Annotated in this window: 22 protein-coding genes; 11 read left to right on the plus strand and 11 right to left on the minus strand. The window is 70.5% G+C overall.

The window, feature by feature from the left end; translation table 11 throughout:
* Position 1 precedes the first annotated feature (1 nt).
* Positions 2–760 carry a phosphotransferase gene (locus EXU48_RS06190; RefSeq protein ID WP_133106776.1) on the plus strand — a complete coding sequence of 253 codons (759 nt, stop codon included), beginning with the start codon at positions 2–4 and terminating at the stop codon, positions 758–760.
* On the opposite strand, the gene EXU48_RS06195 is transcribed toward EXU48_RS06190, so the two are convergent.
* Positions 750–2,933 carry a prolyl oligopeptidase family serine peptidase gene (locus tag EXU48_RS06195; protein ID WP_133106777.1) on the minus strand — a complete coding sequence of 728 codons (2,184 nt, stop codon included), beginning with the start codon at positions 2,931–2,933 and terminating at the stop codon, positions 750–752. The two genes, EXU48_RS06190 and EXU48_RS06195, sit on opposite strands and share 11 nt — an antisense overlap.
* A 59-nt stretch (positions 2,934–2,992) precedes the next feature.
* Between EXU48_RS06195 and EXU48_RS06200 the strand changes: the two genes are divergently transcribed.
* A complete protein-coding gene (locus EXU48_RS06200) occupies positions 2,993–3,805 on the plus strand; it encodes a serine hydrolase domain-containing protein (RefSeq protein WP_133106778.1) in 813 nt (270 codons plus the stop codon).
* Between the two features lie 22 nt (positions 3,806–3,827).
* Here the strand turns inward: EXU48_RS06200 and EXU48_RS06205 are convergent, their stop codons facing one another.
* The 6 genes from EXU48_RS06205 to EXU48_RS06230 all read right to left on the minus strand — a co-directional run bounded on the left by EXU48_RS06205 (position 3,828) and on the right by EXU48_RS06230 (position 8,290).
* A complete protein-coding gene (locus EXU48_RS06205) occupies positions 3,828–4,169 on the minus strand; it encodes a hypothetical protein (protein ID WP_133106779.1) in 342 nt (113 codons plus the stop codon).
* Between the two features lie 65 nt (positions 4,170–4,234).
* The gene (locus EXU48_RS06210) at positions 4,235–4,999 is read right to left on the minus strand and encodes a glutamine amidotransferase (RefSeq protein ID WP_133106780.1); all 765 of its coding nucleotides are present in this window, start codon (positions 4,997–4,999) and stop codon (positions 4,235–4,237) included.
* Positions 5,000–5,099: 100 nt separating this feature from the next.
* Complete coding sequence (gene trpS / locus EXU48_RS06215) at positions 5,100–6,062, minus strand: tryptophan--tRNA ligase (protein ID WP_133106781.1); 963 nt, start codon at positions 6,060–6,062, stop codon at positions 5,100–5,102.
* 256 nt (positions 6,063–6,318) lie between these two features.
* Positions 6,319–6,681 carry a PIN domain-containing protein gene (locus EXU48_RS06220; RefSeq protein WP_235856872.1) on the minus strand — a complete coding sequence of 121 codons (363 nt, stop codon included), beginning with the start codon at positions 6,679–6,681 and terminating at the stop codon, positions 6,319–6,321.
* Positions 6,681–6,920: a type II toxin-antitoxin system Phd/YefM family antitoxin gene (locus EXU48_RS06225; protein WP_133106782.1), complete on the minus strand. Its 240-nt coding sequence runs from the start codon at positions 6,918–6,920 to the stop codon at positions 6,681–6,683. Before EXU48_RS06225 ends, EXU48_RS06220 begins: the two co-directional genes overlap by 1 nt.
* 80 nt (positions 6,921–7,000) lie before the next feature.
* Positions 7,001–8,290 carry a low temperature requirement protein A gene (locus EXU48_RS06230; RefSeq protein ID WP_165962700.1) on the minus strand — a complete coding sequence of 430 codons (1,290 nt, stop codon included), beginning with the start codon at positions 8,288–8,290 and terminating at the stop codon, positions 7,001–7,003.
* A 92-nt stretch (positions 8,291–8,382) separates the two neighbouring features.
* On the opposite strand from EXU48_RS06230, the gene EXU48_RS06235 reads away from it, so the two are divergent.
* The 6 genes from EXU48_RS06235 to EXU48_RS06260 all read left to right on the plus strand — a co-directional run bounded on the left by EXU48_RS06235 (position 8,383) and on the right by EXU48_RS06260 (position 15,832).
* A complete protein-coding gene (locus EXU48_RS06235) occupies positions 8,383–10,968 on the plus strand; it encodes a DEAD/DEAH box helicase (protein WP_133106784.1) in 2,586 nt (861 codons plus the stop codon).
* 40 nt (positions 10,969–11,008) lie between these two features.
* Positions 11,009–12,103 (plus strand): DUF2510 domain-containing protein, encoded by a 1,095-nt coding sequence (locus tag EXU48_RS06240; RefSeq protein WP_133106785.1) that lies wholly within the window; start codon positions 11,009–11,011, stop codon positions 12,101–12,103.
* Between the two features lies 1 nt (position 12,104).
* Positions 12,105–12,614 (plus strand): Cys-tRNA(Pro) deacylase, encoded by a 510-nt coding sequence (gene ybaK, locus EXU48_RS06245; protein ID WP_133106786.1) that lies wholly within the window; start codon positions 12,105–12,107, stop codon positions 12,612–12,614.
* 43 nt (positions 12,615–12,657) lie between these two features.
* Positions 12,658–13,866 (plus strand): amidohydrolase, encoded by a 1,209-nt coding sequence (locus EXU48_RS06250; protein ID WP_133106787.1) that lies wholly within the window; start codon positions 12,658–12,660, stop codon positions 13,864–13,866.
* Between the two features lie 133 nt (positions 13,867–13,999).
* Positions 14,000–15,298, plus strand: a complete 1,299-nt coding sequence (locus EXU48_RS06255) for a chymotrypsin family serine protease (RefSeq protein ID WP_133106788.1) — start codon at positions 14,000–14,002, stop codon at positions 15,296–15,298.
* Positions 15,299–15,559: 261 nt separating this feature from the next.
* The gene (locus EXU48_RS06260; RefSeq protein WP_133106789.1) at positions 15,560–15,832 is read left to right on the plus strand and encodes a hypothetical protein; all 273 of its coding nucleotides are present in this window, start codon (positions 15,560–15,562) and stop codon (positions 15,830–15,832) included.
* A gap of 6 nt (positions 15,833–15,838) precedes the next feature.
* Here the strand turns inward: EXU48_RS06260 and EXU48_RS06265 are convergent, their stop codons facing one another.
* The gene (locus EXU48_RS06265) at positions 15,839–16,228 is read right to left on the minus strand and encodes a YccF domain-containing protein (protein WP_133106790.1); all 390 of its coding nucleotides are present in this window, start codon (positions 16,226–16,228) and stop codon (positions 15,839–15,841) included.
* An 86-nt stretch (positions 16,229–16,314) separates the two neighbouring features.
* Here EXU48_RS06265 and EXU48_RS06270 point away from each other — a divergent pair, with 86 nt between their 5' ends.
* From EXU48_RS06270 to trxA, 3 genes are read left to right on the plus strand one after another with little or no spacing between them, the layout of a single operon-like run.
* On the plus strand, positions 16,315–16,935 hold the full coding sequence (locus tag EXU48_RS06270; RefSeq protein ID WP_133106791.1) for a pentapeptide repeat-containing protein: 621 nt from the start codon (positions 16,315–16,317) through the stop codon (positions 16,933–16,935).
* The gene (locus EXU48_RS06275) at positions 16,932–17,630 is read left to right on the plus strand and encodes a YggS family pyridoxal phosphate-dependent enzyme (protein WP_133106792.1); all 699 of its coding nucleotides are present in this window, start codon (positions 16,932–16,934) and stop codon (positions 17,628–17,630) included. Before EXU48_RS06270 ends, EXU48_RS06275 begins: the two co-directional genes overlap by 4 nt.
* Positions 17,631–17,687: 57 nt before the next feature.
* Positions 17,688–18,101, plus strand: coding sequence for a thioredoxin (gene trxA, locus EXU48_RS06280; protein ID WP_133106793.1), 414 nt, complete (start codon positions 17,688–17,690; stop codon positions 18,099–18,101).
* A 41-nt stretch (positions 18,102–18,142) separates the two neighbouring features.
* On the opposite strand, the gene EXU48_RS06285 is transcribed toward trxA, so the two are convergent.
* From EXU48_RS06285 to cimA, 3 genes are read right to left on the minus strand one after another with little or no spacing between them, the layout of a single operon-like run.
* A complete protein-coding gene (locus tag EXU48_RS06285) occupies positions 18,143–19,192 on the minus strand; it encodes a lipoate--protein ligase family protein (RefSeq protein WP_133106794.1) in 1,050 nt (349 codons plus the stop codon).
* Between the two features lie 9 nt (positions 19,193–19,201).
* A complete protein-coding gene (locus EXU48_RS06290) occupies positions 19,202–20,002 on the minus strand; it encodes a hypothetical protein (RefSeq protein WP_133106795.1) in 801 nt (266 codons plus the stop codon).
* Positions 20,003–20,025: 23 nt separating this feature from the next.
* Entirely contained in the window at positions 20,026–21,633 is a 1,608-nt protein-coding gene (gene cimA, locus EXU48_RS06295; protein ID WP_133106796.1) for a citramalate synthase, read from the minus strand.
* Between the last annotated feature and the right edge of the window lie 148 nt (positions 21,634–21,781).

Below are 21,781 nucleotides of genomic sequence, written 5' to 3' on the forward strand. Positions count from 1 at the left end.
GGTGAGCGAATCGGAGGAGCCACGGGTTGCGGTCGTCGGCGACGTCGTGCACCGCCCGGCGCAGGTCTGGACGCCCACCGTGCAGGCCCTGCTGCGCCACCTGAGCGCGAACGGACTCGCCGGCGCGGTCCCCGAACCGCTCGGCATCGACGGCGCCGTGGAGACCGTCCGCCTGGTGCCGGGCGAGGCCGGGCCGGCCTGCTGGCCGCACCAGGCGACCGAACGGGGGTTGGCGTCGGCCGGCCGACTCCTGCGGGTCGTGCATGACGCGACCCGCGGATGGCGTCCGCCGCCGGGCGCTCGGTGGTCACGCCCGCCCAGCACGGACACGACTGGCGCACCCTTCGTGATCTGCCACGGCGACCCCGGTCCGTGGAACATGACCTGGACGGGCGGCACCGCAACCGGCCTCTTCGACTGGGACCAGGCCTATCCAGGCCCTGCACTCGACGACGTCGCGTATGCGCTCGAGTATCTCGCGCCGTTCCGGGACGACGCCGAGGCGGTGCGCTGGCACGGGTTCGAGGTGCCGCCGGACCGGCGTCGACGGATCGAGGTGTTTGCGAGGGCGTACGGACTCGACTCGACCGCAGGCCTCGTCGACGCCGTCATCCGGCGTCAGGCCCAGACCGTCGACCACGTCCGAGCGCTCGCGGACGCCGGCGTGCAACCCCAAGCGAGGTGGGTGGGCGAGGGCTACCTCGACGTGCTCGCCGACCGGGTCGCCTGGTCGCGGACCAACCGCGAGCTCATGGAGTAGGCGGCGCCTCCACCTCGAGGCCGGTGTGCTGGGCGGCGAACGCGAGCTGGTCGGCGAACTCCGCCACCTGGGCGTCCTTCGGCTTGCCCATGCCATGCCCGGCGCGGGTGTCGATTCTCAAGAGCACCGGCCCGGACCCGCCTGACCCGGCGTGCTGGAGTTCGGCCCCGAACTTCAGCGAGTGCGCCGGGACCACACGGTCGTCGTGGTCACCGGTGCAGATGAGCGTCGGCGGGTAGGCGACGTCGCTGCGCACCCGGTGCAGCGGCGAGTAGGCGTGCAGCGCCGGGAAGTCCGCGGGATCGTCAGGGTCCCCGTAGTCGCTGCGCCAGGCCCAGCCGACCGTGAACAGGTGGAACCGCAGCATGTCGAGCACGCCGACCGTGGGCAGCGCGGCCGCCCACAGCTCGGGACGCTGGGTCATCGCGGCGCCGACGAGGAGCCCGCCGTTGGACCGACCATGGACCGCGATCTGCGACGCCGTGCCGGATGAGCGCAGCCACTCGGCGCAGGCGTACAGGTCGTCGAACACGTTCTGCTTGCGGTCCTTCGTGCCCGCCTCGTGCCAGTCCTCGCCGTACTCCCCGCCGCCACGCAGGGTCGCGACCGCGAGCGTGCCGCCGGCGGCGACCCAGGCGACGAAGATCGCCCGGAACTCCGGGTTCACCTCGATCCGGAAACCGCCGTAGCCGTACAGGAGGGTGGGCTGCGGCGCGCCGCCGGCAGCATCGGCGGAGTCCGCGGAGTCCGCGGAGTCCGCACGTCGGACGAGGAACATCGGCACCTCGGTGCCGTCCGCGGACGTCGCCCGTGGGCGGGTCACGGACACCTCGCCGACGTCGAAGGCACCACCAGGTCGGGCCAGGACGCGGTGCTTGGGCGACGGCGACGTGACCACCCGGTGGTTGGTCCCGGCGTCCGTGAAGGAGACGGTGCGCACATGCACGACGGCGGATCCCTCCTCCGCGTCGATCGCCGCCACGGTCACGGACTCGCCGAGGTCGACGGCGCGGCGCTGCGCGGCGAGGGTCACCGATGCGACCGCGTCCCCCGCCGGCTCGAACGGGGCGAGCACCACGCGGTGCGTGGCGTCCCGCGAGTAGACCAGCGCAAGGCCGTCCGCGGTGAGGACGGACTCCGGCAGCAGCGCGTCCGCCGACTCCCCGACCAGCTCACGGAAGTCCGGCTCCGAATCGGCACCGACGCCGTCGGGCTCCACCGTGACGATCCGGCGGCGCGGTGCACCGTCGTCGGTGTGCAGCACGAGCCGGCCCTCCCGGGCCCCGAGGACCGACCACCGGGCGCGTGCGTCGGACGTCAGGGCGATCTCGTCGGGGTCGATGTCGGTCCCTCGCGGCCCCGGCACGAGTCGCCGCACGGCGAGGTCGCTCGGCCCGGAGGATCCGGCGGCGTACCGGATCACGAGCCAGTCGCCCGCGACGTCGGGGTAGGCGAACAGCTTGGGTGTGTCCGGCCGGTGCCACACCGTGACATCGTCGGCCGGTGCGTCACCGAGCCGGTGCAGCCGCAGGTACCCGGCCTCGGTGACGTCGGCGAAGGTCGCTCCGGCGGGGGCGTCGTGCACCCAGTACAGGAAGCCGCTCGAGTCCGGCAGCCAGGTGGGCTCGACCCACTTCGTCCACGCGAGCTCGTCCGGTCGGACCGCGCCGGTGGCCACATCGAGCACCCGGATCGTGCGCCAGTCCGAGCCCGCCTCGGCGGCCGCATACGCGAGCAACTGACCGTCCGGGCTGACGGACCAACTGGTCACCGCCGTCGTCCCCGTGGCGTCCAGCGCGTTCGGGTCGAGCAGCACCCGGGACTCCAGCGACGGCTCGGCGCCGTCATCGGAAACGACCAGCACGTCCTGGTTCGTGGTCCCGTCGTTCACCCACGCGAACGTGCGACCCAGGCGTTCGTGCGGGAGACCGACGCTCGGCGCGTGCAGGATCCGGGTGAGGAGGTCGGAGAAGGCAGCTCGTCCGGGCAGCGCGGCGAGGATCGGTGCACTCAGCTCGTTCTGCGCCGCCACGAAGGCCCGCGTCTCGGCCGCGTCCGGGTCCTCGAGCCAGCGGTACGGGTCGGCGACCCGCTCCCCGTGCAGGACGTCGAACGTTTCGGACCGGCGGGCGGGCGGGTAGGTGACGGGTGCGGGACGCGAGTCGAGGGGCATGCACCCCAGTCAATCGCACCCGCGGCAGACCCCGACACAACCGTGGCAGGCTGGGCCCCATGAGTACCTATCCCACCCTGGACCGGTTCGACTTCCCGGTGGCGCTGGCCGTCTCCTCCTCGTCCGAGGTGCTCAGTTTCGACGGCGACGTGGAGGAGGTGTTCGCGTGGAAGTCGGTCACGAAGCCGCTGGCGGCCCTCGCGGTGCTGGTCGCGGTGGACCGGGGCAGGCTCGGGCTCGACGATCCCGCGGGGCCGGAGGGCTCGACCGTGCGGCACCTGCTCGCGCACGCGTCCGGGCTGCCGTTCGAGGACGGTGCGGTGCTGCAGCGTCCCGGCCTGCGCCGCGTGTACTCGAACCAGGGCTTCGACATCCTCGGTGACCACGTCGCTGCGGCCGTGGGCGTGTCGTTCCCCGAGTGGACCCGGACCGCGGTGCTCGAGCCGCTGGAGCTGAGCAGTGTCAGCTTCGACGGCAGCCCCGCGTACGCGGCGAGCGGCTCCACCCACGACGTGCTCGCGCTCGGTCTCGAGATGCTGACGCCGACGTTGATCTCGGCCGACCTCGGCGAGACGGCTTGCACGGTGGCGTTCCCCGGGCTGTCCGGAGTGCTGCCCGGGTTCGGTCGCCAAGAACACAACGACTGGGGCCTCGGCTACGAGATCCGCGATCACAAGACCCCGCACTGGACCGGCGCGTCGAACTCCCCGGCCACGTTCGGGCACTTCGGGCAGTCCGGCAGCTTCGTCTGGGTGGATCCGGAGGCGGACCTGGTTGCCGCGTTCCTCGGCGCCCGCACGTTCCGGTCCGAGGTGCACGGCGAACTGTGGCCGCTTCTGAACGAGGAGATCCTCACGGCCCACCGGCGTTGAGCTGCACGGTCGGACCGGGTCGTCAGTTCGTCCGGATCAGTTCGACGACGTCCGCGGCGTTCAGGCCCTCGGGGAGCCCGATCCGGACGGTGCCGAGGTCCTCCAACGGCTCGGGTACCGCGGCCGCCGAGACGGGAGACCCACCGACGCTCAGGACGAGCCGGGCGGACTCCCCGGCCGCGGCGATCTCCGTCGCCAGCTCCGCGAGCACCGCCTCGCCCTCCGGCGAGACCGCCAGGTCGACCGCTCCCCCGGTGAGCTGGGTCGTCGTCGCCTCGTCGCCACCGCCATCTCCGGCCGAGCACGCACCCAGCATCAGCGCGAAGATCACGGGAACGCAGGACCACCAGCCCCGAGCACGCATATCGCGGCCCTCCCTCGTCGGGTGGAACGCCGGCGCGCACCACGATCCGATGCTATCCGGGCGGCTCAGCCCGCGAGCAGCTCCGCGTCCGCGCGGGCCGTCGCGCCGTTGCCGTAGCGGTGCACGAAGGCTCGCACCAGCGCGTGGGCGGTTGTCACGTCTGCCCGCGCGACCCGGTCCAGCACGGCTGCCACCTCCGCCGCGTCGAAGTAGCCGGAGTCGCGGTAGACCTCGATCCGGGTGGTCACCGAGGCCAGGTCCATCTCCGGGTGGAACTGGGTGACGTACCCGTGCCGGCCGAGCCGGTACATCTGCACCGGGCAGGTCGCCGACGTCGCGAGGACGGTCGCCCCGGCCGGCAGCCGGGTGACCGCCTCCTTGTGCCCCACGTAGGCCTCGAACGCCGTCGGCAGGTCTGCCAGCAGCGGGTCTGCCACACCGTCGGGGGTCAGCTCGATCCGGGCCGCGGAGGTCTGCTCGCCGTACGTGGCGTCCACCACGCCGCCGGCGCGGGCGCCGACGATCCCGACGCCGTAGCAGAGGGCAAGCATCGGCAGGTCGCGGCGGATTACCTCGTCGACGATGAGACCGAGGTCAGCCTCCACCCGGCGCTGCACGGGCGACTTGTGCGCGTCGGACACGGTGAACGGGCTGCCCCCGATGATCACCCCGGCGTACTCGGTCAGATCCCGCGGCGGCATCTGACCGGCCTCGAGCCGCACCCGGACGAGTTCCCCGGGAGCCAGGGCGCCGTGGCGCAGCAAGCTGCGGTACTCCTCGTCCGCCGCCGCGTCCTCCGCGCGGGAGGCGAGCAGGAGGAAGGGGCGCATGCCGCAAGTCTTCCCGACGGCGACCACTCGCCCGTGCGGGCCCAAATTCCGTCTCAGTCCGTGGTCACCGGCTCTCATCCGGCCGGTGACCATGGGCGATCTACGCCAACCCCATCGCAGTCCTAGCCTCGGCGAGCACAGGCGCGGTGACTCGACGACATACCTCGGCGCCGGCCGCGAACACCGATGACACGTCGCCGGGATCGAGTTCGGAATACCGGATCTGGATCGGCTCGAGCTCGGCTATCACGGCGTCGGTCACCGCAGCCTTGAGGGCTCCGTAGGTCGTGATGCCCTCGGCCGAGCCGCCACAGGCCGCGAGGATGTCGAGCAGGTTGGTCACTCCGGGCTTGGTCTCACGATCGGGCCGCACCGAGCCCACGCCCACGTCCGAGTCCGTCACGGCGCGACCGATCTTCCGGCGTACCACGTCGGGCGGGTCGAGCAGGTAGATGGTCCCGCCGCCGTCGTCGCGGGACTTGTCCATCTTCGAGGTCGGGTCCTGCAGGTCCATCACGCGTGCACCGGCCGGCGCCGTGACGATCTCGGGGACCTTGAACACCTCGCCGTAGGTACGGTTGAACCGCAGCGCAAGGTTCCTCGTGAGTTCGACATGTTGGCGCTGGTCGTCGCCGACCGGCACGTGGGTCGGCCGGTAGAGCAGGATGTCGGCAGCCATGAGCGCCGGGTAGGTGAACAGTGAGACGCGAGTCGAGGGCCGGTTGCGACCCTTCTCCTTGAACTGGATCATCCGGTTCAGCTCGCCGATGTGGGCCGTGCACTCCAGCAGGTAGGACAACTCGGCGTGCGCAGGCACGTGGCTCTGGACGAACAGTGTGCTCCGGTCGAGCCCCACGGCCAGCAGCAGGCGCGCCATCTCGGTGCTCAACGCCCGCAGCCGGGCCGGGTCCTGGTCGACTGTGAGGGCATGGAGGTCGGCGATGCCGTAGAAGCAGGCGTTCCCACTAGCCGGGAACTGCGCGGCGGCCATCGGACGTAGCGCGCCGAGCAGGCTCCCGATCGTGAGGTGCCCGGTGGGCTTGAGCATGGACAGATTGATCATCGGGACTCCTTCGATGCGAGCCCACGAGTCCTGTCGATCAGTCGGTCACAACACACGACGGCCGCCCGTGGGCGGCCGTTTCGTTGAATGCTTCGAACGTGGTCCGCCGGTCAGGCGGGCCACCACTGCATGGAGCGGCGGGTCGTCAGCATGCGGGCCATCATGTCATGGACGCCGTGTGTCTCGTGATTGGGCTCGCCCGGGCGGTCACTGGGAGGACCACGGATTCAGGCAGGCGACCTCGGTCCGCTCGAAGTCACGGACGTTCCTGGCGACCACCGTGAGCGCTCGGGACAGTGCGGTCGCGGCGATGAGTGCGTCGCGCTCCGGTGCCCGATCCGGAACGTGCATCGCAGCCACGTCGGGCAGCCGGGAGATCGATGGGCAGGATCCGATCCGCAAAGCCGGTGATCACTTGATCCTGGAACCAGCACTCGATGACGTCAGCCTGCTGGCGATCGCGGCAGCGGACCGCAAGAATGCCCGTCTCGATCTCGATGATCGTGAGGACGCTGATGACGAGGCTCTCCGCGCTCTGCTGGGACACCCACGTCTTCACGCCTGGATCACCCGATGGCCGGCGCAACTCACTGATGACGTTCGTGTCGAGCAGGTACATCACAACGCTGCGGGTCGTACCTCGAGACCGATCGGCTCGATCTCGAACTCGACGTCTTCGTCCATCTCCAACCAGTCCACAAGGTTCGTTGGCGTCCCCCGGAGGCGTTGGTACTCGTTGTAGGTCAACAACACGAAGGCGGACCGGTTGTGATCCGTGATGAGCACAGGGCCGTCCTGCGCCGCTCGCTTCACGTGGCTCGGACGCTGATTGAACTCCGCTGCCGTCACCGTCGTCATCACCGGTCACCTCCGAAGTAGTACATCTAGCACCAGTGGTAGCCGCTGTCGCCCCGCAGGTCCCGGCCTGTGGATCGGCGTCAGTCCGTCGCGGATTGGGTGCCTCCGGGTGGTTCGATGCCGCGGACCGAGCCGAGGTAGCTCAGCAGCAGTGCGAGGGCGAGGACCCAGACCTGCCGGCCGGCCGTGAGCGCGTCCCCGGCGATCGCCAGCACCGCCGCGGCGACAACCGTCGGCACGCCCAGGAGCAGGGCATTGCGGACCCCGTGTCGGGCCCGACCGCGGGCGCCGAGGATCAGGTGCACCGCCGTGCCGACCAGGCCGTAGATCAGGAAGGCGACCAACAGGATCCAGAGGACGTCCTGCGCGAGGGTCTCCTCCGGCGCGGCGAGGACCCCACCGAGCACGGCGACCAGGGTGGCGAGCGCACCGCTGCTGACCAGGTGCAGCGGCCAGGCCACCCGCGGCGGCACGGCGCCGGTGCCCAGCAGAGCGACCCCGGCATAGCCGCCCCGGACCGCGAGCGCCCACAGGGTGACCAGCAGCACGAACGTCCCCGCGCCGGCCAGCGCCAGGTTGCCGTCCCAGGAGGCCTCTCCGGCGGCGGCGATGGACTGGATCAGCCCCTCGCCGAGCACGATGATCACGAACAGCCCGAGCCGCTCACCCAGGTGCGGCTCGTCGCTGGCGAGGGTGCTGACCGTCTCGGGCAGTTCCCGATCACCATGACGTTCCCGACCGCGGCGGCGGCCCGGTGCCGGTTCGCGGCGCCCGGGACGACCGGGACGTCCCCGGCGACCCCGGCCGGCGGTCCGGCCGCGGAGTTCGTCGAGTCGTTCCTGGGCGTTCTGTGCGAGCCTCGGCCCGGAGATCGCCAGCAGCACGATCACGTCGATCGCGAGGCCGAGCGCCCAGAGGATGTACACGACGGTGCCGTCGAACCACCAGGACACCATCCACGGCACCACGCCACCGAGCGCCTGCACCACGGGCAGGTCGAGCACCACGGTGCCGCGCTGGAACGGGCGGGACGCGAGGATCCGGCCGACCACGTACGCGATCGAGAACGCCGTCGCGTGCTCGCCGTTGATCTCCGGGACGGCCGCCATCATCACCGCGAGCGCAGCCATTCCGAGCAGCATCGGCCGGGCCCGGGTGGCCTCGCCCGTCACGTTGCCGTAGGTGGTGAAGCAGGCCCAGACCATCCAGAACGCGACGAACGCGATGGCGTACAGGGCCAGGCCCCCGGCACCGTGGTCGGCGTGGATCAGGTGGGCGAGGGTGCCGATGCCCGCGACCACGACCAGGTCGAAGAACAGTTCCAGCCAGGACGCGTGCCGCTCCGGGCCCGGGTGCTCCGTGGTGCTCACGTGCAGAGAACCTACTCCGGTGGCGCCCGACCCTTCAGTGGGGTCGGGTCCGGCGGCGCACACGGTGGGTGATCCGCGAGAGAATGGGGCGGATGACACTCACCAGCGCGCTCTCGGTGCCCGCGGACCCGACCGACGACGACGCCCTCGTCGAGGCCTTCACCGACTGGGCGCTCGCGCGTGGCCTCACGTTGTACCCGCACCAGGAGGAGGCACTCCTGGAGATCGTCACCGGCGCGCACGTGATCCTGTCCACGCCGACCGGGTCCGGCAAGTCCCTGGTCGCGGTTGCGGCGCACTACGTGGCGATGTCCCGCGGGCAGCGCACCTACTACACCGCCCCGCTGAAGGCGCTGGTGAGCGAGAAGTTCTTCGACCTCGTGGACATCTTCGGCGCGGACGCGGTGGGCATGATGACCGGGGACTCGGCCATCAACACCGACGCCCCGATCATCTGCTGCACCGCCGAGGTGCTCGCGAACCAGGCCCTGCGCGACGGGCCGGACACCGACGCCGCCCAGGTCGTCATGGACGAGTTCCACTTCTACGCCGACCCGCAGCGCGGCTGGGCCTGGCAGGTCCCCCTGCTGGAACTCCCGCGCACCCAGTTCGTGCTGATGAGCGCGACGCTCGGTGACGTGTCCTTCTTCGCCGAGGACCTCACCCGGCGCACGGGCCAGCCGGTCGCCGTGATCGCGAACACCGAGCGCCCGGTGCCGCTGACGTTCACCTACTCGGTCGAGCCGCTGCACGAGCTCGTCCTGGAACTGCTCGGCACCCACCGCGCCCCGGTGTACGTCGTCCACTTCACCCAGGCCGCCGCCGTCGAACAGGCGCAGTCGCTGACGTCCATCCAGGTGGCGAACAAGGAGCGCAAGGCGCAGATCGCGGAGGCGATCGGCGACTTCAGCTTCGCCCGGGGCTTCGGGGCCACCCTGTCCCGGCTGCTGCGGCACGGCATCGGCGTGCACCACGCCGGCATGCTGCCGCGCTACCGGCGGCTCGTGGAGCGCCTCGCCCAGGCCGGGCTGCTCGGCGTGATCTGCGGCACCGACACCCTGGGCGTCGGCATCAACGTGCCGATCCGCACCGTGGTGCTGACCGGGCTGACGAAGTACGACGGCGTCCGCTCGCGCCACCTGTCGGCTCGGGAACTGCATCAGATCGCCGGGCGGGCCGGCCGGGCCGGCTACGACACCGTGGGTGAGGTGATCGTGCAGGCGCCCGAGCACGTCATCGAGAACGCGAAGGCGCTCGCGAAGGCGGGCAACGACGAGCGCAAGCGCCGCAAGATCGTCCGCAAGAAGGCGCCCACCGGCGTGGTGAACTGGACGGACAAGACGTTCGAGCGCCTGCGCGACGCCGAGCCGGAGAAGCTCACCTCCCAGTTCCAGGTCTCGCACGCGATGGTCCTCGGGGTGCTGGGCCGCGACGACGACGCGGTCGCCACCCTGGCCCGGCTGTTCACGGACAACCACGACGAGCCCACCGACCGTAACCTGCACGTGCGCCGCGCGATCGGGATCTACCGGTCCCTGCGCGCCGCGGGTCTGGTCGAGAAGCTGCCCGAGCCGGACGCATTCGGGCGCCGGATCCGGCTGACCCGGGAGGTGCCGGCGGACTTCGCGCTGAACGCGCCACTGTCCCCGTTCGCGCTTGCCGCCCTGGACCTGTTCGACCCGGAGGACCCGGACTACGCCGTGGACGTGGTCTCGGTGATCGAGGCGACCCTGGAGAACCCCCGCCCGCTGCTGATCGCGCAGGAGAAGGCCGCCCGCGGCGAGGCGATCGGTGCGATGAAGGCGGACGGGCTGGAGTACGAGGAGCGGATGGCGGCGCTCGAGGAGATCACCTACCCCAAGCCGCTGGCCGAACTGTTGTCGGCCGCCCTGGCCGAGTACCGGACCGCGAACCCGTGGGTCGACGACTATGAGCTCAAGCCCAAGTCGGTGGTGCGGGACATGGTGGAGAACGCGATGACGTTCTCCGAGGTCATCTCCCGGTATGGCCTGGCCCGCAGCGAGGGGGTGATCCTGCGCTATCTCACCGACGCCTACAAGGCGCTGCGCCAGATGGTCCCGGCGGCCGCCCGCACGGAGGAGGTCACCGAGATCATCGAGTGGCTCGGCGACGCCGTACGGCAGGTGGACTCCTCGCTCCTGGCCGAGTGGGAGGCCCTCCAGAACGGCCTGCAGACCGGAACCCTCGCGCCCGGCGAGCCGGCGCCGTCGGGCCTCGACGATGCACAGGAGGCCCGCTTCGGCGGCGACGACTCAGACCGGCCGGTCACCGCGAACGAGCGGTCGTTCCGGATCCTCGTGCGCAACGCCATGTTCCGCCGCGTGGAGCTGGCCGCCCGGGAGGACTACGACCGGCTCGCCCAGCTCGACGCCGCGCTGCCCGAGGACCAGCGTTGGAGCGCCGACGACTGGGCCGACGCCCTCGACGGGTACTGGGCCGAGTACGACCAGCTCGGCATCGGCGCGGCGGCCCGCTCGGCGTCGATGACCACGATCGTCGCCGGCCCCGAGCAGTGGGACGTGACCCAGGTGCTCGACGACCCGGAGGGCGACCGGGACTGGCGGCTGCGGGCGAGCGTGGACCTGGCCGCGAGCGCCGAGCAGGGCCGCGCGGTGCTGCGGATGGTCGCCGTCGGGATGGTCAGTTCTGCCCCGTGAGCCGGTCGGTGCGGCCAGGGGGCTCGCCTACCATGGCGGGGTGAGCGACAAGGTGGCGGGCTTCTACCCGGACCCTGACGGTGAGAACCGGCAGCGGTACTGGGACGGGGACTCCTGGACGGAGTACTACACCCCGCTCGCGCCCATGGAGCCCGAGGTGCACGGTTCCGCGACCGCCGCGGCCGACTATCCCTACCTCGCCCAGGCCAACCACCCGGACGTCATGGTCGCCCCCGGCACCGCACCGAACACCTGGCCGACCTCCTCCTCCTGGGGCCCGGCCGCCCAGCCGCAGGGCGGCGGCGACGACACGAAGGTGTTCACCTCCGGGGTACGGGGCACGCCCGGCGGCATGGCCGCCGTGGTCGCGGTGTCCCTGCTCGTGATCATGCTCGTCGTCGGTGTCGGCTGGTGGCTCGTGAACGGGCGCACCCCCTCCGACCCGGATCCGACCGCGGGTCCCCCGCCCTCGTCGGGGCCGGGCGGCGGCCAGACGAACACCGGCAGCGTGGTCGTGGACGGGAACACCTCCGGCGAGGTCCCGGGCGGTGGGACCTGGGTCGGCACCCTGACGATCACCGAGGATGCCACCTACCTCCTGGACGCCCGCGCGAACGACGGCACGCTGGACCTCGAGCTCGACGTGCGCGACCCGGCCGGCGCCTCCCTCGGCGGCAACGACGACCGCGGCCGGGACCTGTCCGAGCTCGGCGGGGTCTCCCTCGACCCGCTCGCGTTCGTGACCCTGACCGCCGGCGAGTACGAGGTGGTGATGAGCGAGCACAACGGCGCCGACGCCGGCTTCCAGCTCACCACCACCCCGATCACCGACGAACTCGCGCTGGGCGAGCGCGCATCGGCCGACATCCCGTCCGGAGGCGCGTACTACGCCGTGGTCGACCTGCCCGAGGCGGGCACCTACACCATCGACGTCACCGACACCGCGGGCGAGGACCCGAGCCTGTACACGTTCGACGCCGAGGGCCGGTTCCTCGTCAACGACGACCGGGACTACGACGCCGGCGACTACGATCCGCTGCTCGAGGAGTCCTTCGCCGCCGGGCCGCTCGTGGTCATCGTGACCGAGTACTTCGGCAACCCGACGTCCGTCGACATCACCGTCACCGGGCCCTGACGTGAGCCGGAAGAAGGCGGCGGCCGGTCCCGGGACGCCCGCCACCACGGCCCTCACCCACGCGGGCGTCGCGTACACGACACATCCGTACACCCACGACCCCGCGAGTGGCCTCGGCTACGGCCTGGAGGCGGCGGCGGCGCTCGGGGTGCCGCCCGAGGCCGTGTTCAAGACCCTCGTGGTGCACGTGGACGGGCTGCGCGGGTCCGGGCTCGCGGTCGGGGTGGTGCCGGTCAGTGCGTCGCTGGATCTGAAGGCGATCGCCCGAGCCCTGGGGCACAAGAAGGCGACGATGGCCGACGGCGCAGCGGCCGAGCGTAGTTCGGGGTACGTGATGGGTGGTATCTCGCCGATCGGGCAACGCACGGCGCTGCCGACGGTGGTGGACACCTCCGCGCATTCGCTGGTGACGATGTACGTCTCCGGTGGGCGCCGCGGCTTCGACCTCGGGCTCGCTCCGGCGGACCTGGTCGCGGTCACCGGCGGTCGGTTCGCGCCGATCGCGCACTGACGCCCGTCGCGAACGGTCGGCGGGAAGTGGTACGACTGGTGCCATGAAGACACCGTTCGTCCGAGCCAGCACCGTCGCGATCACCGGAGGGTACGTCGTCCCCGTCGACGGCGACCCGATCGAGGACGGCACCGTCCTCATCGTCGACGGTGTGATCGCAGCCGTCGGTGCGGACGTCGCCATCCCCGACGCCGCCGAGATCGTCGACGCGACCGGGAGCTGGGTGCTGCCCGGGTTCGTGGAGCCGCACGCGCACCTGGGGGTCCACGAGGAGGCCGAGGGCCCGGCCGGTGACGACACGAACGAGATGACCGACCCCAACGGTGCGGCGCTGCGGGCGATCGATGCCATCAACATCGACGACCTCGGGTTCCGGGACGCGCTCGTGGGCGGGGTGACGGCCGCGGTGATCAAGCCGGGCTCGGGCAACCCGATCGGTGGGCAGTCCGTGGCCATCAAGACCTGGGGCGCCCGGACCGTGGACGAGCAGGCGTTCCGCACGGCGGTGTCGGTGAAGTCCGCGCTCGGGGAGAACCCGAAGCGCGTCTACGGAGAGCGCAAGCAGACCCCCGCCACCCGGCTCGGGGTCGCCAAGGTGATCCGCGAGGCGTTCGTGGCCGCGCAGCACTACGCCGCCGAACGCGCCCGGGCGGCCACCGACGGCAAGCCGTTCGCCCGGGACCTCGGGCTGGAGACCCTGGCCGCGGTGCTCGACGGGGACCTGGTCTGGGACCAGCACACCCACCGTCACGACGACATCGCCACCGCGATCCGGCTCGCCGAGGAGTTCGGGTACCGGCTGGTGGTCAACCACGGCACCGACGGCGTCCGGATCGCGAGCGTGCTCGCCGAGAAGGACATCCCGGTGATCTTCGGCCCGATGCTGACCTCCCGCTCGAAGGTCGAGCTACGCACCCGGGACATCGCGAACCTGGCCCGCCTCGCCGAGGCCGGGGTGCGGATCGCGATCACGACCGACCACCCGGTGGTGCCGATCAACTTCCTGGTGCACCAGGCGTCCCTCGCGGTGAAGGAGGGCCTGGACCCCGTCCTCGCGCTGCGGGCGCTGACCGTCAACCCGGCCCAGTTCCTCGGCCTCGACGACCGGGTGGGAGCCCTCCGGGAGGGACTGGACGGGGACGTCGTGATCTGGTCCGGGGACCCGCTGGACGTCTACTCGCGCGCGCAGCGGGTGTTCATCAACGGCCGCGAGGAGTACTCCCTCGAGCACGGGGTGCGCGAGCGGGACTGATCGCTCGGCCGGACCTCGCTATGGAGAGTGTCCCAGGATGGGTTCTCCGCCTTCCCGGCAATGCTCACCATACGCGCCACGGCAACGCTGAGATGGGCTGCGTCTCGGCGCCCATGCCATGTAGCCTTTGTTCGTGGATCACCGACGATCACCGAGATTGCGTATGCAGTGCCTCGCATTCGCAACAGGCCTGCTTGTCGCCGCCGCAACAGGTTCGCCGGGGATCGGCGAGCCGCACTCAAGTCCGGAGCGCCCGTACGCCATGGGCGGCTACAGCGCGCGTCCGGCCCAAGCCGAGTTCGGCCCTCGGATGCCGAGCGAAGAGGAGCCTCCGGGGCTGTCGGTCGGGGCAGATCAGGTCGCAGCGTTGATTGCTCTGGAAGAGACCAGTCTCTTGAACGGTTATACGGACGTTTACGCCGGGTCACAGTTCGACCAGACATCTCGGAGTTTGTTCATTTATTATGATGACCGATCCGCGAGCGACCGCCTTGCAGAGTTCCTTAATGCCGCCTCCATCGCGCGTGCCATGGCAACCGGGTACGACCTTGTGCTCGAGCGGGTTCCGGCAAATCAGGACGCTCTCCATGGACTCGCCCTGGCGATCTCTACTAACGATCAGGGCTCGTGGTCCTCAACCCTCGGCGTGGGCGAGATTTCCGCCGTCCATTGCGACCCGCGAACCGGCACATTGACCGTTGATGCGGTCGTGGGGCCATCCTCGCAGACCAGCGAATTCACGATCGACGGGATCCGGGTCGTGATCAACCCCGTCGCTGAGGAGGGACCCGCCATCGAAAATCAATCCCGAGATGACGACTCGCAACCTTGGTCTGGCGGTGCCTCTTTGCGTTGGCACTCGGGCCTATCGTCGAGCGCCTACTGCACTGCCGGTTTCGCCTGGCGCCGATGGTCCACAGGCGAGTATTATTCAAGCACCGCCGAGCACTGCTGGGGCGATGGAGAGCGCCCAAATTGGTACAACTGGGGCACTTTCCTGGGAAGCATCTACCTATACTCGAAGCAAGTCGACACCATGATGCTCCGCACCAACCCAGCGAGTCAGGTCGCTCCGAACGTGTTCGTGGGCGGCAACAACACCACAACGGTTCGGTGGGTAACCGGCGCATCTCCTGGTCCAAGCATCTCTCAAGTGGTTGCCTTGAGTGGAGGCAATGGTGGGCTGACCGTGACCGAAGTGGTCGGCACTGGCAGTTACAGCGACGGAGTCGGTCCTATGGTCACGACAGCGATGAGCACTTGCGTGGACGGTGACTCGGGATCGCCAATCCTGACGACATCCGGCACCAACGCGACCGCCCATGGTCAGCACAAGGGCAGGTGGACTACAGGGTTCTTCGCCGGCCATTGCCTATTCCTTCCTGTCGTCAATATCAGCGCCGCCCTGAACGTCTCGATCCTGACCCTCTGAGGTGGAACCTTGATGAGCGCCACGATTCGTTGTTGTCGGATGGCTCGGTGTCTCGCTGCTCTAGCCACCCTGATTCTCGTCGCTGCCTGTACTGACACCAGCCCTACAGAGCCTGCGACATCGGGCACGGCTGGTACGACATCCTTGAGCGCGCCGTCCTCGAACGACTCGGACTCGGACTCGGACTCGGACTCGGACTCGGACATCGTTGCCGCCATCGACCAGTCGGACGTCCTCAACCAGCCCGAGGGTGGAGGCACGTTGGCGCTGGTCGGTAACCACTGCATCGGTCTCCTCGATCCCGACGGCACCCTGCGGCTGGGACTGTTTCCGGCCGGGACCACCGTGGCCGAGGTAGGCGGAACCATCAGCGTGACACTCCCGGACGGCTCCAGTGCCGATGTCGGAGACGACGTCGTGACGGGCGGCAGCCTCGTCGGCGAGGACAACCTCACGTCGGCCCTACCCGCAGACTTACCTTCCGATTGCCACACTGACACTGCCGTCCAGATCGGTCACATCAGGCCGGAGTGATGACGCTCAGGACGCGAACGGCCGGTGCGTGGTGACGATCTCGCGGCCGAGCGGGGTCATCGAGATCGGGATGAGCTTGAGGTTCGCCCAGCCCATCGGGATCCCGATGATCGAGATGAACAGCGGGATCGAGGTGATGATGTGACCGATCGCGAGCCACCACCCGGCCACGATGAACCAGATGATGTTCCCGATCCCGGAGATCACGCCCGCCGTCGGGCGCTTGACGACCTCCCGGCCGAACGGCCACAGCACGTAGTTGGCGATCCGGAAGGACGCGATACCGAACGGGATCGTGATGATCAGGATGCAGCAGATGATGCCGGCGACGGCGTAGCCGACAGCCAGCCAGAACCCGGCGAAGACCAGCCAGATGATGTTCAGGATCGTGCGCACCCGCCCATTGTCTCACCTGCCTGGACTCGAGGTCCGTGCCGCGTCGGTAGGCTCCGGCACGTGGATGATGCTGCGATGAGCCTGTGATGGACCCGGAAGATCTGAGCGGTGCGACGCTGTCCCACCTCGACCTGGACGGCGCCGTGTGGATCGGTGCCGAGATCGACGAGCTGGACCTCGACTCGGTCACACTGCGGCGGGTCCGGGCCGGCGGCGGCACGTGGGAGCGGTGCCAGTTCACCGGCGTGGACCTCGACGGTGCCGACCTCGCCGGGCTGACCACCCGCGACTGCGGGCTGGTGCGGACGTCCCTGAACGACGCCCGGCTGACCGGGTCCTCGTGGCTGCGGTCGCGCTGGCGGGAGGTCACCGCCGACGGCGTCCAGGCCGACCTGATGTCGGCCCACTCGGCCGCCTGGACGGACGTGACCCTGACCGGGGCGCGGCTGCGGCAGGTGGACTTCTCGGACGCCACGATGCTGCGGGTGCGGTTCGTCGAGTGCGACCTGACCGAGGCCCGGTTCGCCGGGCTGCGGGCGCAGCAGGTCACCTTCACCGGGTGCGACCTGGCGGGCGCCACCGGCGTGGACTCGCTGCGGGGCACCACCCTGGCCTGGTCGGACGCGACCTCGGTGCTGCCGTCGCTGGCCGAGCACCTCGGCATTCGCCTGACCGAGGACCCGGACGGTCCGGGGGCGCGTCGATGAGTGGGGACGTCACCAACCTCGCCCGGGTGCGGGAGCGGGTCGAGGCGGCCGCCCTCGCGAACGGACGCTCCGCCGTCGACGTGCGGTTGCTGCTTGCGGTGAAGACGGTCGACGCGACCAGGATCCGGGCATTGCTGGAGGCGAGCGGCCACACCCTGATCGGGCAGAACCGGGCCCAGGAGCTGACCGCGACGGAGCCGGAACTGGCCGGCGTGCCGCACGAGACGCACTTCATCGGGCACCTGCAGTCGAACAAGGTGAACGCGGTCATGCGCTGGGTGGACTGCGTGCAGAGCGTGCACTCGGCGCGGCTCGCGGAACGCCTGGACCGGGCCGCGGCCGCGCGTGGCCGGGACCTCGAGGTGTTCGTGCAGGTGAACACCTCGGGTGAGCCGACGAAGGCAGGGGCGGACCCGGACGAGGCGGGCGACCTGGCCGCCGCCGTCGGAGCCCTGGAGCACCTGCGGTTGCGGGGCTTCATGACGATCGGGGCCAACTCCCCCGATCCGGGCCGGGTACGCGGCTCCTACGAGGACCTCGCGAAGGTGCGCGACGCCGTCGTCGGCGCCGGCGCGCCGGGCACCGCGGATGCCCGCGAACTGTCGATGGGAATGAGCGGCGATCTCGAGGTCGCGATCGCCGCCGGGGCGAGCATGGTGCGGGTCGGCTCCGGGGTGTTCGGCGCCCGGGACTGAGGGAATACCCACGCGCCGTCGTCGTTGTGCTAGGTGGACAACCGATCGAGGAGAGCAATGCCCACCATCAACGTCACCACCGACGAGTTCGAGAAGACCATCACCGACAACAACATCGTCCTGGTCGATTTCTGGGCCTCCTGGTGCGGCCCGTGCCGCCAGTTCGCGCCGGTCTACGAGAAGTCCTCCGAGACCCACGACGACGTCACCTTCGCGAAGGTGGACACCGAGGCCGAGCAAGCGCTCGCCGCGCAGGCCGGGATCCAGGCGATCCCCACCCTGATGGCGTTCCGCGACGGCATCCTCGTCTTCAACCAGGCGGGCGCACTGCCCGGACCGGCGCTCGAGCAGCTCATCGAGGGCGTGAAGGGCCTGGACATGGACGAGGTCCGCGCGGAGGTCGCCAAGCAGCAGACGCAGGCCGCGGACGCGACCGGCTCCGAGGACCCCAGCAGCATTCCGACCGCCTGAGCCTCCCCGGCGCCGCGTGAGGGCGGCCGCCCTCCGCCAGGTCAGGGGACCCGTTCGAGCCACTGCGCGGCGGCGAACTTCTCCGTCACGAGCTGCTCGGCGCGGGCGAGCTCGGTGGGCTTGAGCAGGCCGTCGACCGTGTCGTACCGGGCGCGGAAGTGGTTCTTCATCGACTCGATGATCGCCGCCCGGCTCATCCCGGTCTGGCGGCGCATCGGGTCGACGCGCTTGTTGGCGGACTTGGTGCCCTTGTCCGAGAGCTTCTCCCGCCCGATCCGCAGCACCTTGAGCATCTTGTCGGCGTCGATGTCGTAGGACATCGTCGCGTGGTGCAGCACGGTGCCGTTGGCGAGCCGCTTCTGGGCGGCGCCGCCGATCTTGCCCGAGGGCGAGGAGATGTCGTTCAGCGGCACGTAGTGCGCGTCCACGCCCATCTCGTTGAGGGCACCGAGGACCCAGTCGTCCAGGAACGCGTAGGACTGCTCGAAGCTGAGCCCGTCCACGAGACTGCCGGGCACGTACAACGAGTACGAGATCGCGTTGCCGGGCTCCATGAACATGGCGCCGCCCCCGGAGATCCGGCGCACCACCTGGACCCCGAGTTCGTCCGCGGCCTCCAGGTCCACCTCGTTGCGCAGCGACTGGAACGAGCCGATCACCACGCAGGAGGAGTCCCACTCCCACAGGCGCAGGGTGGGACCGCGCCGCTGCGCGGCCACCTCCTCCAGCAGCACCTGGTCCAGGGCGAGGTTCACGATCGGGGCGAGCGCCTGCGGGTGCACGATCTCGAACGTGTGGTCGCTCCAGGACGACGCCGCCCCGAGCGCCCGGCGGACCGCGATCGCCACGGACTGCGGCGTGAACCCGATCAGGTGCGCGTCCGCGACGGCGGATTCGACCAGGCCGGTCATCTGCGCGACCGAGACGTCCGCGCGGAGCCCGGTGAGCGCGGCGTCGATGCGCTCGAGGGCGTCGTCGGGTTCGAGGAAGAAGTCGCCGCTGATGCGGACCCTGCTCAGGTGGCCATCGAGAACCTCGACGTCGGCCGCCACCAGCTTGCCCTGCGGAACCTTGTATTCACCTCTGGTCACCACCTCAGCCTAGGCGCCGCCCGGCTCGACGGCCTCCTCCTGCGGCTCGCCGCAACTGACCGACTGGGCACTGGCGACCGCCGGGTCCTGGGCCGTCGCCCCCTCGGCGACGACCTCGGACTCGCCGTTGGACGCGGACGCACCCGTCGCCTCGAGCAGGATCTCGGTGCGGGTCACCTCGAAGGTCGCCCCGTCATCGTCGCTGACGGCGTTCAGGCCCACGAGGGCGGGCCCCTCGCCGAGGTCGACGCAACCGACCCCGGTGCCGTACCCGGTGAAGCCGAGGTCGAACGTGTACTGCTCGCCCTGGTCGTTCCGGGTGGGGACGAGGGTGCAGTCCCGGAAGGCGTACAGCGACACCGAGCGCCCCGTGTTCAACAGGACGATGGCCGAGCCGTCGCCCAGCCGTCCGCCGATCGCGGTCGCCGCCTGAGGGGCCCCGGACTCGAACTGCGTCACGAACACACCACCCGCGGCCGTGGTGACACCCAGCGTGCGACCGTCGGCGTCGGAGAACCAGAGTTCGTCGGCCTGACCGTCCCCGTCGAGGTCCACGGTGGGCACGGGCGTCGCGTCCGGAGGCAGTTCGCGGGCGTCGGCGCCGACGGCGGAACAACCCTCCCCGGTCGCGTCACCGTCGCCGGTGGTGTCCTGGCCCGACGGCGTGCCGGCGTCCGGAGCGCTCGAGCCCTCGCCGTCCGGCTCGGCGGCACCACCGCTCGGCGGTGGCGAGGTGGCGACGTCATCGCCGGGCGAGCCGCAGCCCGCGACCAGCAGGCTCAGGCCGAGAGCCAGGGCCGCGGACTTCACGCTCCGCCGTCGGGCCCGCACCCTCAGAGCGGGACCACCTGATGGCGGATCAGCCCGTACACGAGCGAGTCCACCAGGGCCTCCCAGGAGGCCTCGAGGATGTTCGTGCCGACGCCGACGGTGCTCCAGGAGTCCTGGCCGTCGGTCATCTCCAACAGCACCCGGGTGACCGCGTCGGTGCCGTGGGAGGAGTCGAGCAGCCGGACCTTGTAGTCGATGAGTTCGAAGTCCTCGATCGTCGGGTAGGCCGCCACCAGGGACTGCCGCAGGGCTGCGTCGAGGGCGTTCACGGGGCCGTTCCCCTCGCCCGTGGAGACCACGCGGGCGTCCCCGGTGTGCAGCTTCACGGTGGCCTCGGCGTTGACCTCACCGGTCGCCTGGGTGTGCTCGACGATCGCCCGCCAGGACTCGGTCCGGAAGTAGGCGGGTCGGGCGCCGTCGATCTCCTCGCGCAGGAGCAGTTCGAATGAGGCGTCCGCGGCGTCGAAGGTGTACCCGTTCGCCTCGGCGTCCTTGACCCGTTCGGTGACCCGGCCGAGCAGATCGCCCTGCCCACTGAGGTCGAACCCGAGCTCGCGGCCCTTCAGCTCGATGCTGGCCCGCCCGGCCATGTCCGAGACGAGCATGCGCATGTCGTTGCCGACCCTGCGCGGGTCGATGTGCTGGTACAGGTCCGGGTCCACCCGGATGGCGCTCGCGTGCAGGCCCGCCTTGTGCGCGAACGCGCTTGCCCCGATGTAGGGCTGCCGAGCGAACGGGGCGATGTTCGTGATCTCGCTGACCGCGTGCGCGATTCGGGTGACCTCCTCCAGGCCCGCACCGCCGAGCACCGGGATCTCCAGCTTGAGCTCGAGGTTCGCGACCACGGCGAGCAGGTCCGCGTTGCCGGTGCGCTCGCCGTAGCCATTCACGGTGCCCTGCACGTGGTGGGCGCCGGCGAGGACGGCGGCCATCGAGTTCGCGACCGCGCACCCGGAGTCGTTGTGCGCGTGGATGCCCAGGCGGCCGTCGGTGCGCGCGCGCACCGAGGAGACGATGTCGTACACCCAGTCCGGCAGCATCCCGCCGTTCGTGTCGCAGAGGGCGACGACGGCGGCCCCGGCCTCGAACGCCGTCGTCACCGCGCGCAGGGCGTACTCGGGGTCGAACCGGTATCCGTCGAAGAAGTGCTCGGCGTCGACGATGACCCGACGGCCGGCGTCGGTGAGGTAGGCGACGGTGTCCGCGATCATGGCGAGGTTCTCCTCGCCGTCGGTGCGCAGGGCGCGCTCCACGTGCCGGATGTCGCTCTTGGCGACGAGCGTGACCGTGGGGGCGGCGGAGTCGAGGAGGGCCCGCACCTGGGTGTCGGTGTGCGCCCGGCCGCCGGCCTTGCGGGTCGAGCCGAACGCGGCGAGCTCGGCGTTCTTGAGCTCCAGGTCCTTCTCGGCGCGGGCGAAGAACTCGGTGTCCTTCGGGATCGCACCGGGCCAGCCGCCCTCGATGAACGTCACCCCGAGCTCGTCCAGGAGCGGGGCGATGGCCAGCTTGTCCGCGACGGAGAGGTTCATCCCCTCCTGCTGGGCGCCATCGCGCAGGGTGGTGTCGTAGACGTGCACATCGGCGACGTCGGGCTTCGATGCGGTGCTCATGATCGTCAGCTTCCGGGTGGTACGGGTCCTGCGGTTCTCCTCGCCTCCGCGCGTGGAACGGGGGTGGGGTGCCACGCGGATCGGAGGTACAGCGGCCATCTCGTCGCCGGGATGGGTGGACCCGGCAACAAAAAGACCCCCCGGGGTG

It is taken from the genome of Occultella glacieicola (genome assembly GCF_004353825.1).
GTDB lineage: Bacteria > Actinomycetota > Actinomycetes > Actinomycetales > Beutenbergiaceae > Occultella > Occultella glacieicola.

What these genes read in the sequence shown, in the direction of transcription:
- EXU48_RS06270 (WP_133106791.1), top strand. Translation starts at nt 16,315, where the DNA reads ATGGACCCGGAAGATCTGAGCGGTGCGACGCTGTCCCACCTCGACCTG.
- EXU48_RS06250 (WP_133106787.1), top strand. Translation starts at nt 12,658, where the DNA reads ATGAAGACACCGTTCGTCCGAGCCAGCACCGTCGCGATCACCGGAGGG.
- trpS (WP_133106781.1), bottom strand. Translation starts at nt 6,062, where the DNA reads ATGATCAATCTGTCCATGCTCAAGCCCACCGGGCACCTCACGATCGGG.
- EXU48_RS06210 (WP_133106780.1), bottom strand. Translation starts at nt 4,999, where the DNA reads ATGCGCCCCTTCCTCCTGCTCGCCTCCCGCGCGGAGGACGCGGCGGCG.
- EXU48_RS06195 (WP_133106777.1), bottom strand. Translation starts at nt 2,933, where the DNA reads ATGCCCCTCGACTCGCGTCCCGCACCCGTCACCTACCCGCCCGCCCGC.
- EXU48_RS06275 (WP_133106792.1), top strand. Translation starts at nt 16,932, where the DNA reads ATGAGTGGGGACGTCACCAACCTCGCCCGGGTGCGGGAGCGGGTCGAG.
- EXU48_RS06200 (WP_133106778.1), top strand. Translation starts at nt 2,993, where the DNA reads ATGAGTACCTATCCCACCCTGGACCGGTTCGACTTCCCGGTGGCGCTG.
- cimA (WP_133106796.1), bottom strand. Translation starts at nt 21,633, where the DNA reads ATGAGCACCGCATCGAAGCCCGACGTCGCCGATGTGCACGTCTACGAC.
- EXU48_RS06235 (WP_133106784.1), top strand. Translation starts at nt 8,383, where the DNA reads ATGACACTCACCAGCGCGCTCTCGGTGCCCGCGGACCCGACCGACGAC.
- trxA (WP_133106793.1), top strand. Translation starts at nt 17,688, where the DNA reads ATGCCCACCATCAACGTCACCACCGACGAGTTCGAGAAGACCATCACC.
- EXU48_RS06225 (WP_133106782.1), bottom strand. Translation starts at nt 6,920, where the DNA reads ATGACGACGGTGACGGCAGCGGAGTTCAATCAGCGTCCGAGCCACGTG.
- EXU48_RS06220 (WP_235856872.1), bottom strand. Translation starts at nt 6,681, where the DNA reads ATGTACCTGCTCGACACGAACGTCATCAGTGAGTTGCGCCGGCCATCG.
- EXU48_RS06205 (WP_133106779.1), bottom strand. Translation starts at nt 4,169, where the DNA reads ATGCGTGCTCGGGGCTGGTGGTCCTGCGTTCCCGTGATCTTCGCGCTG.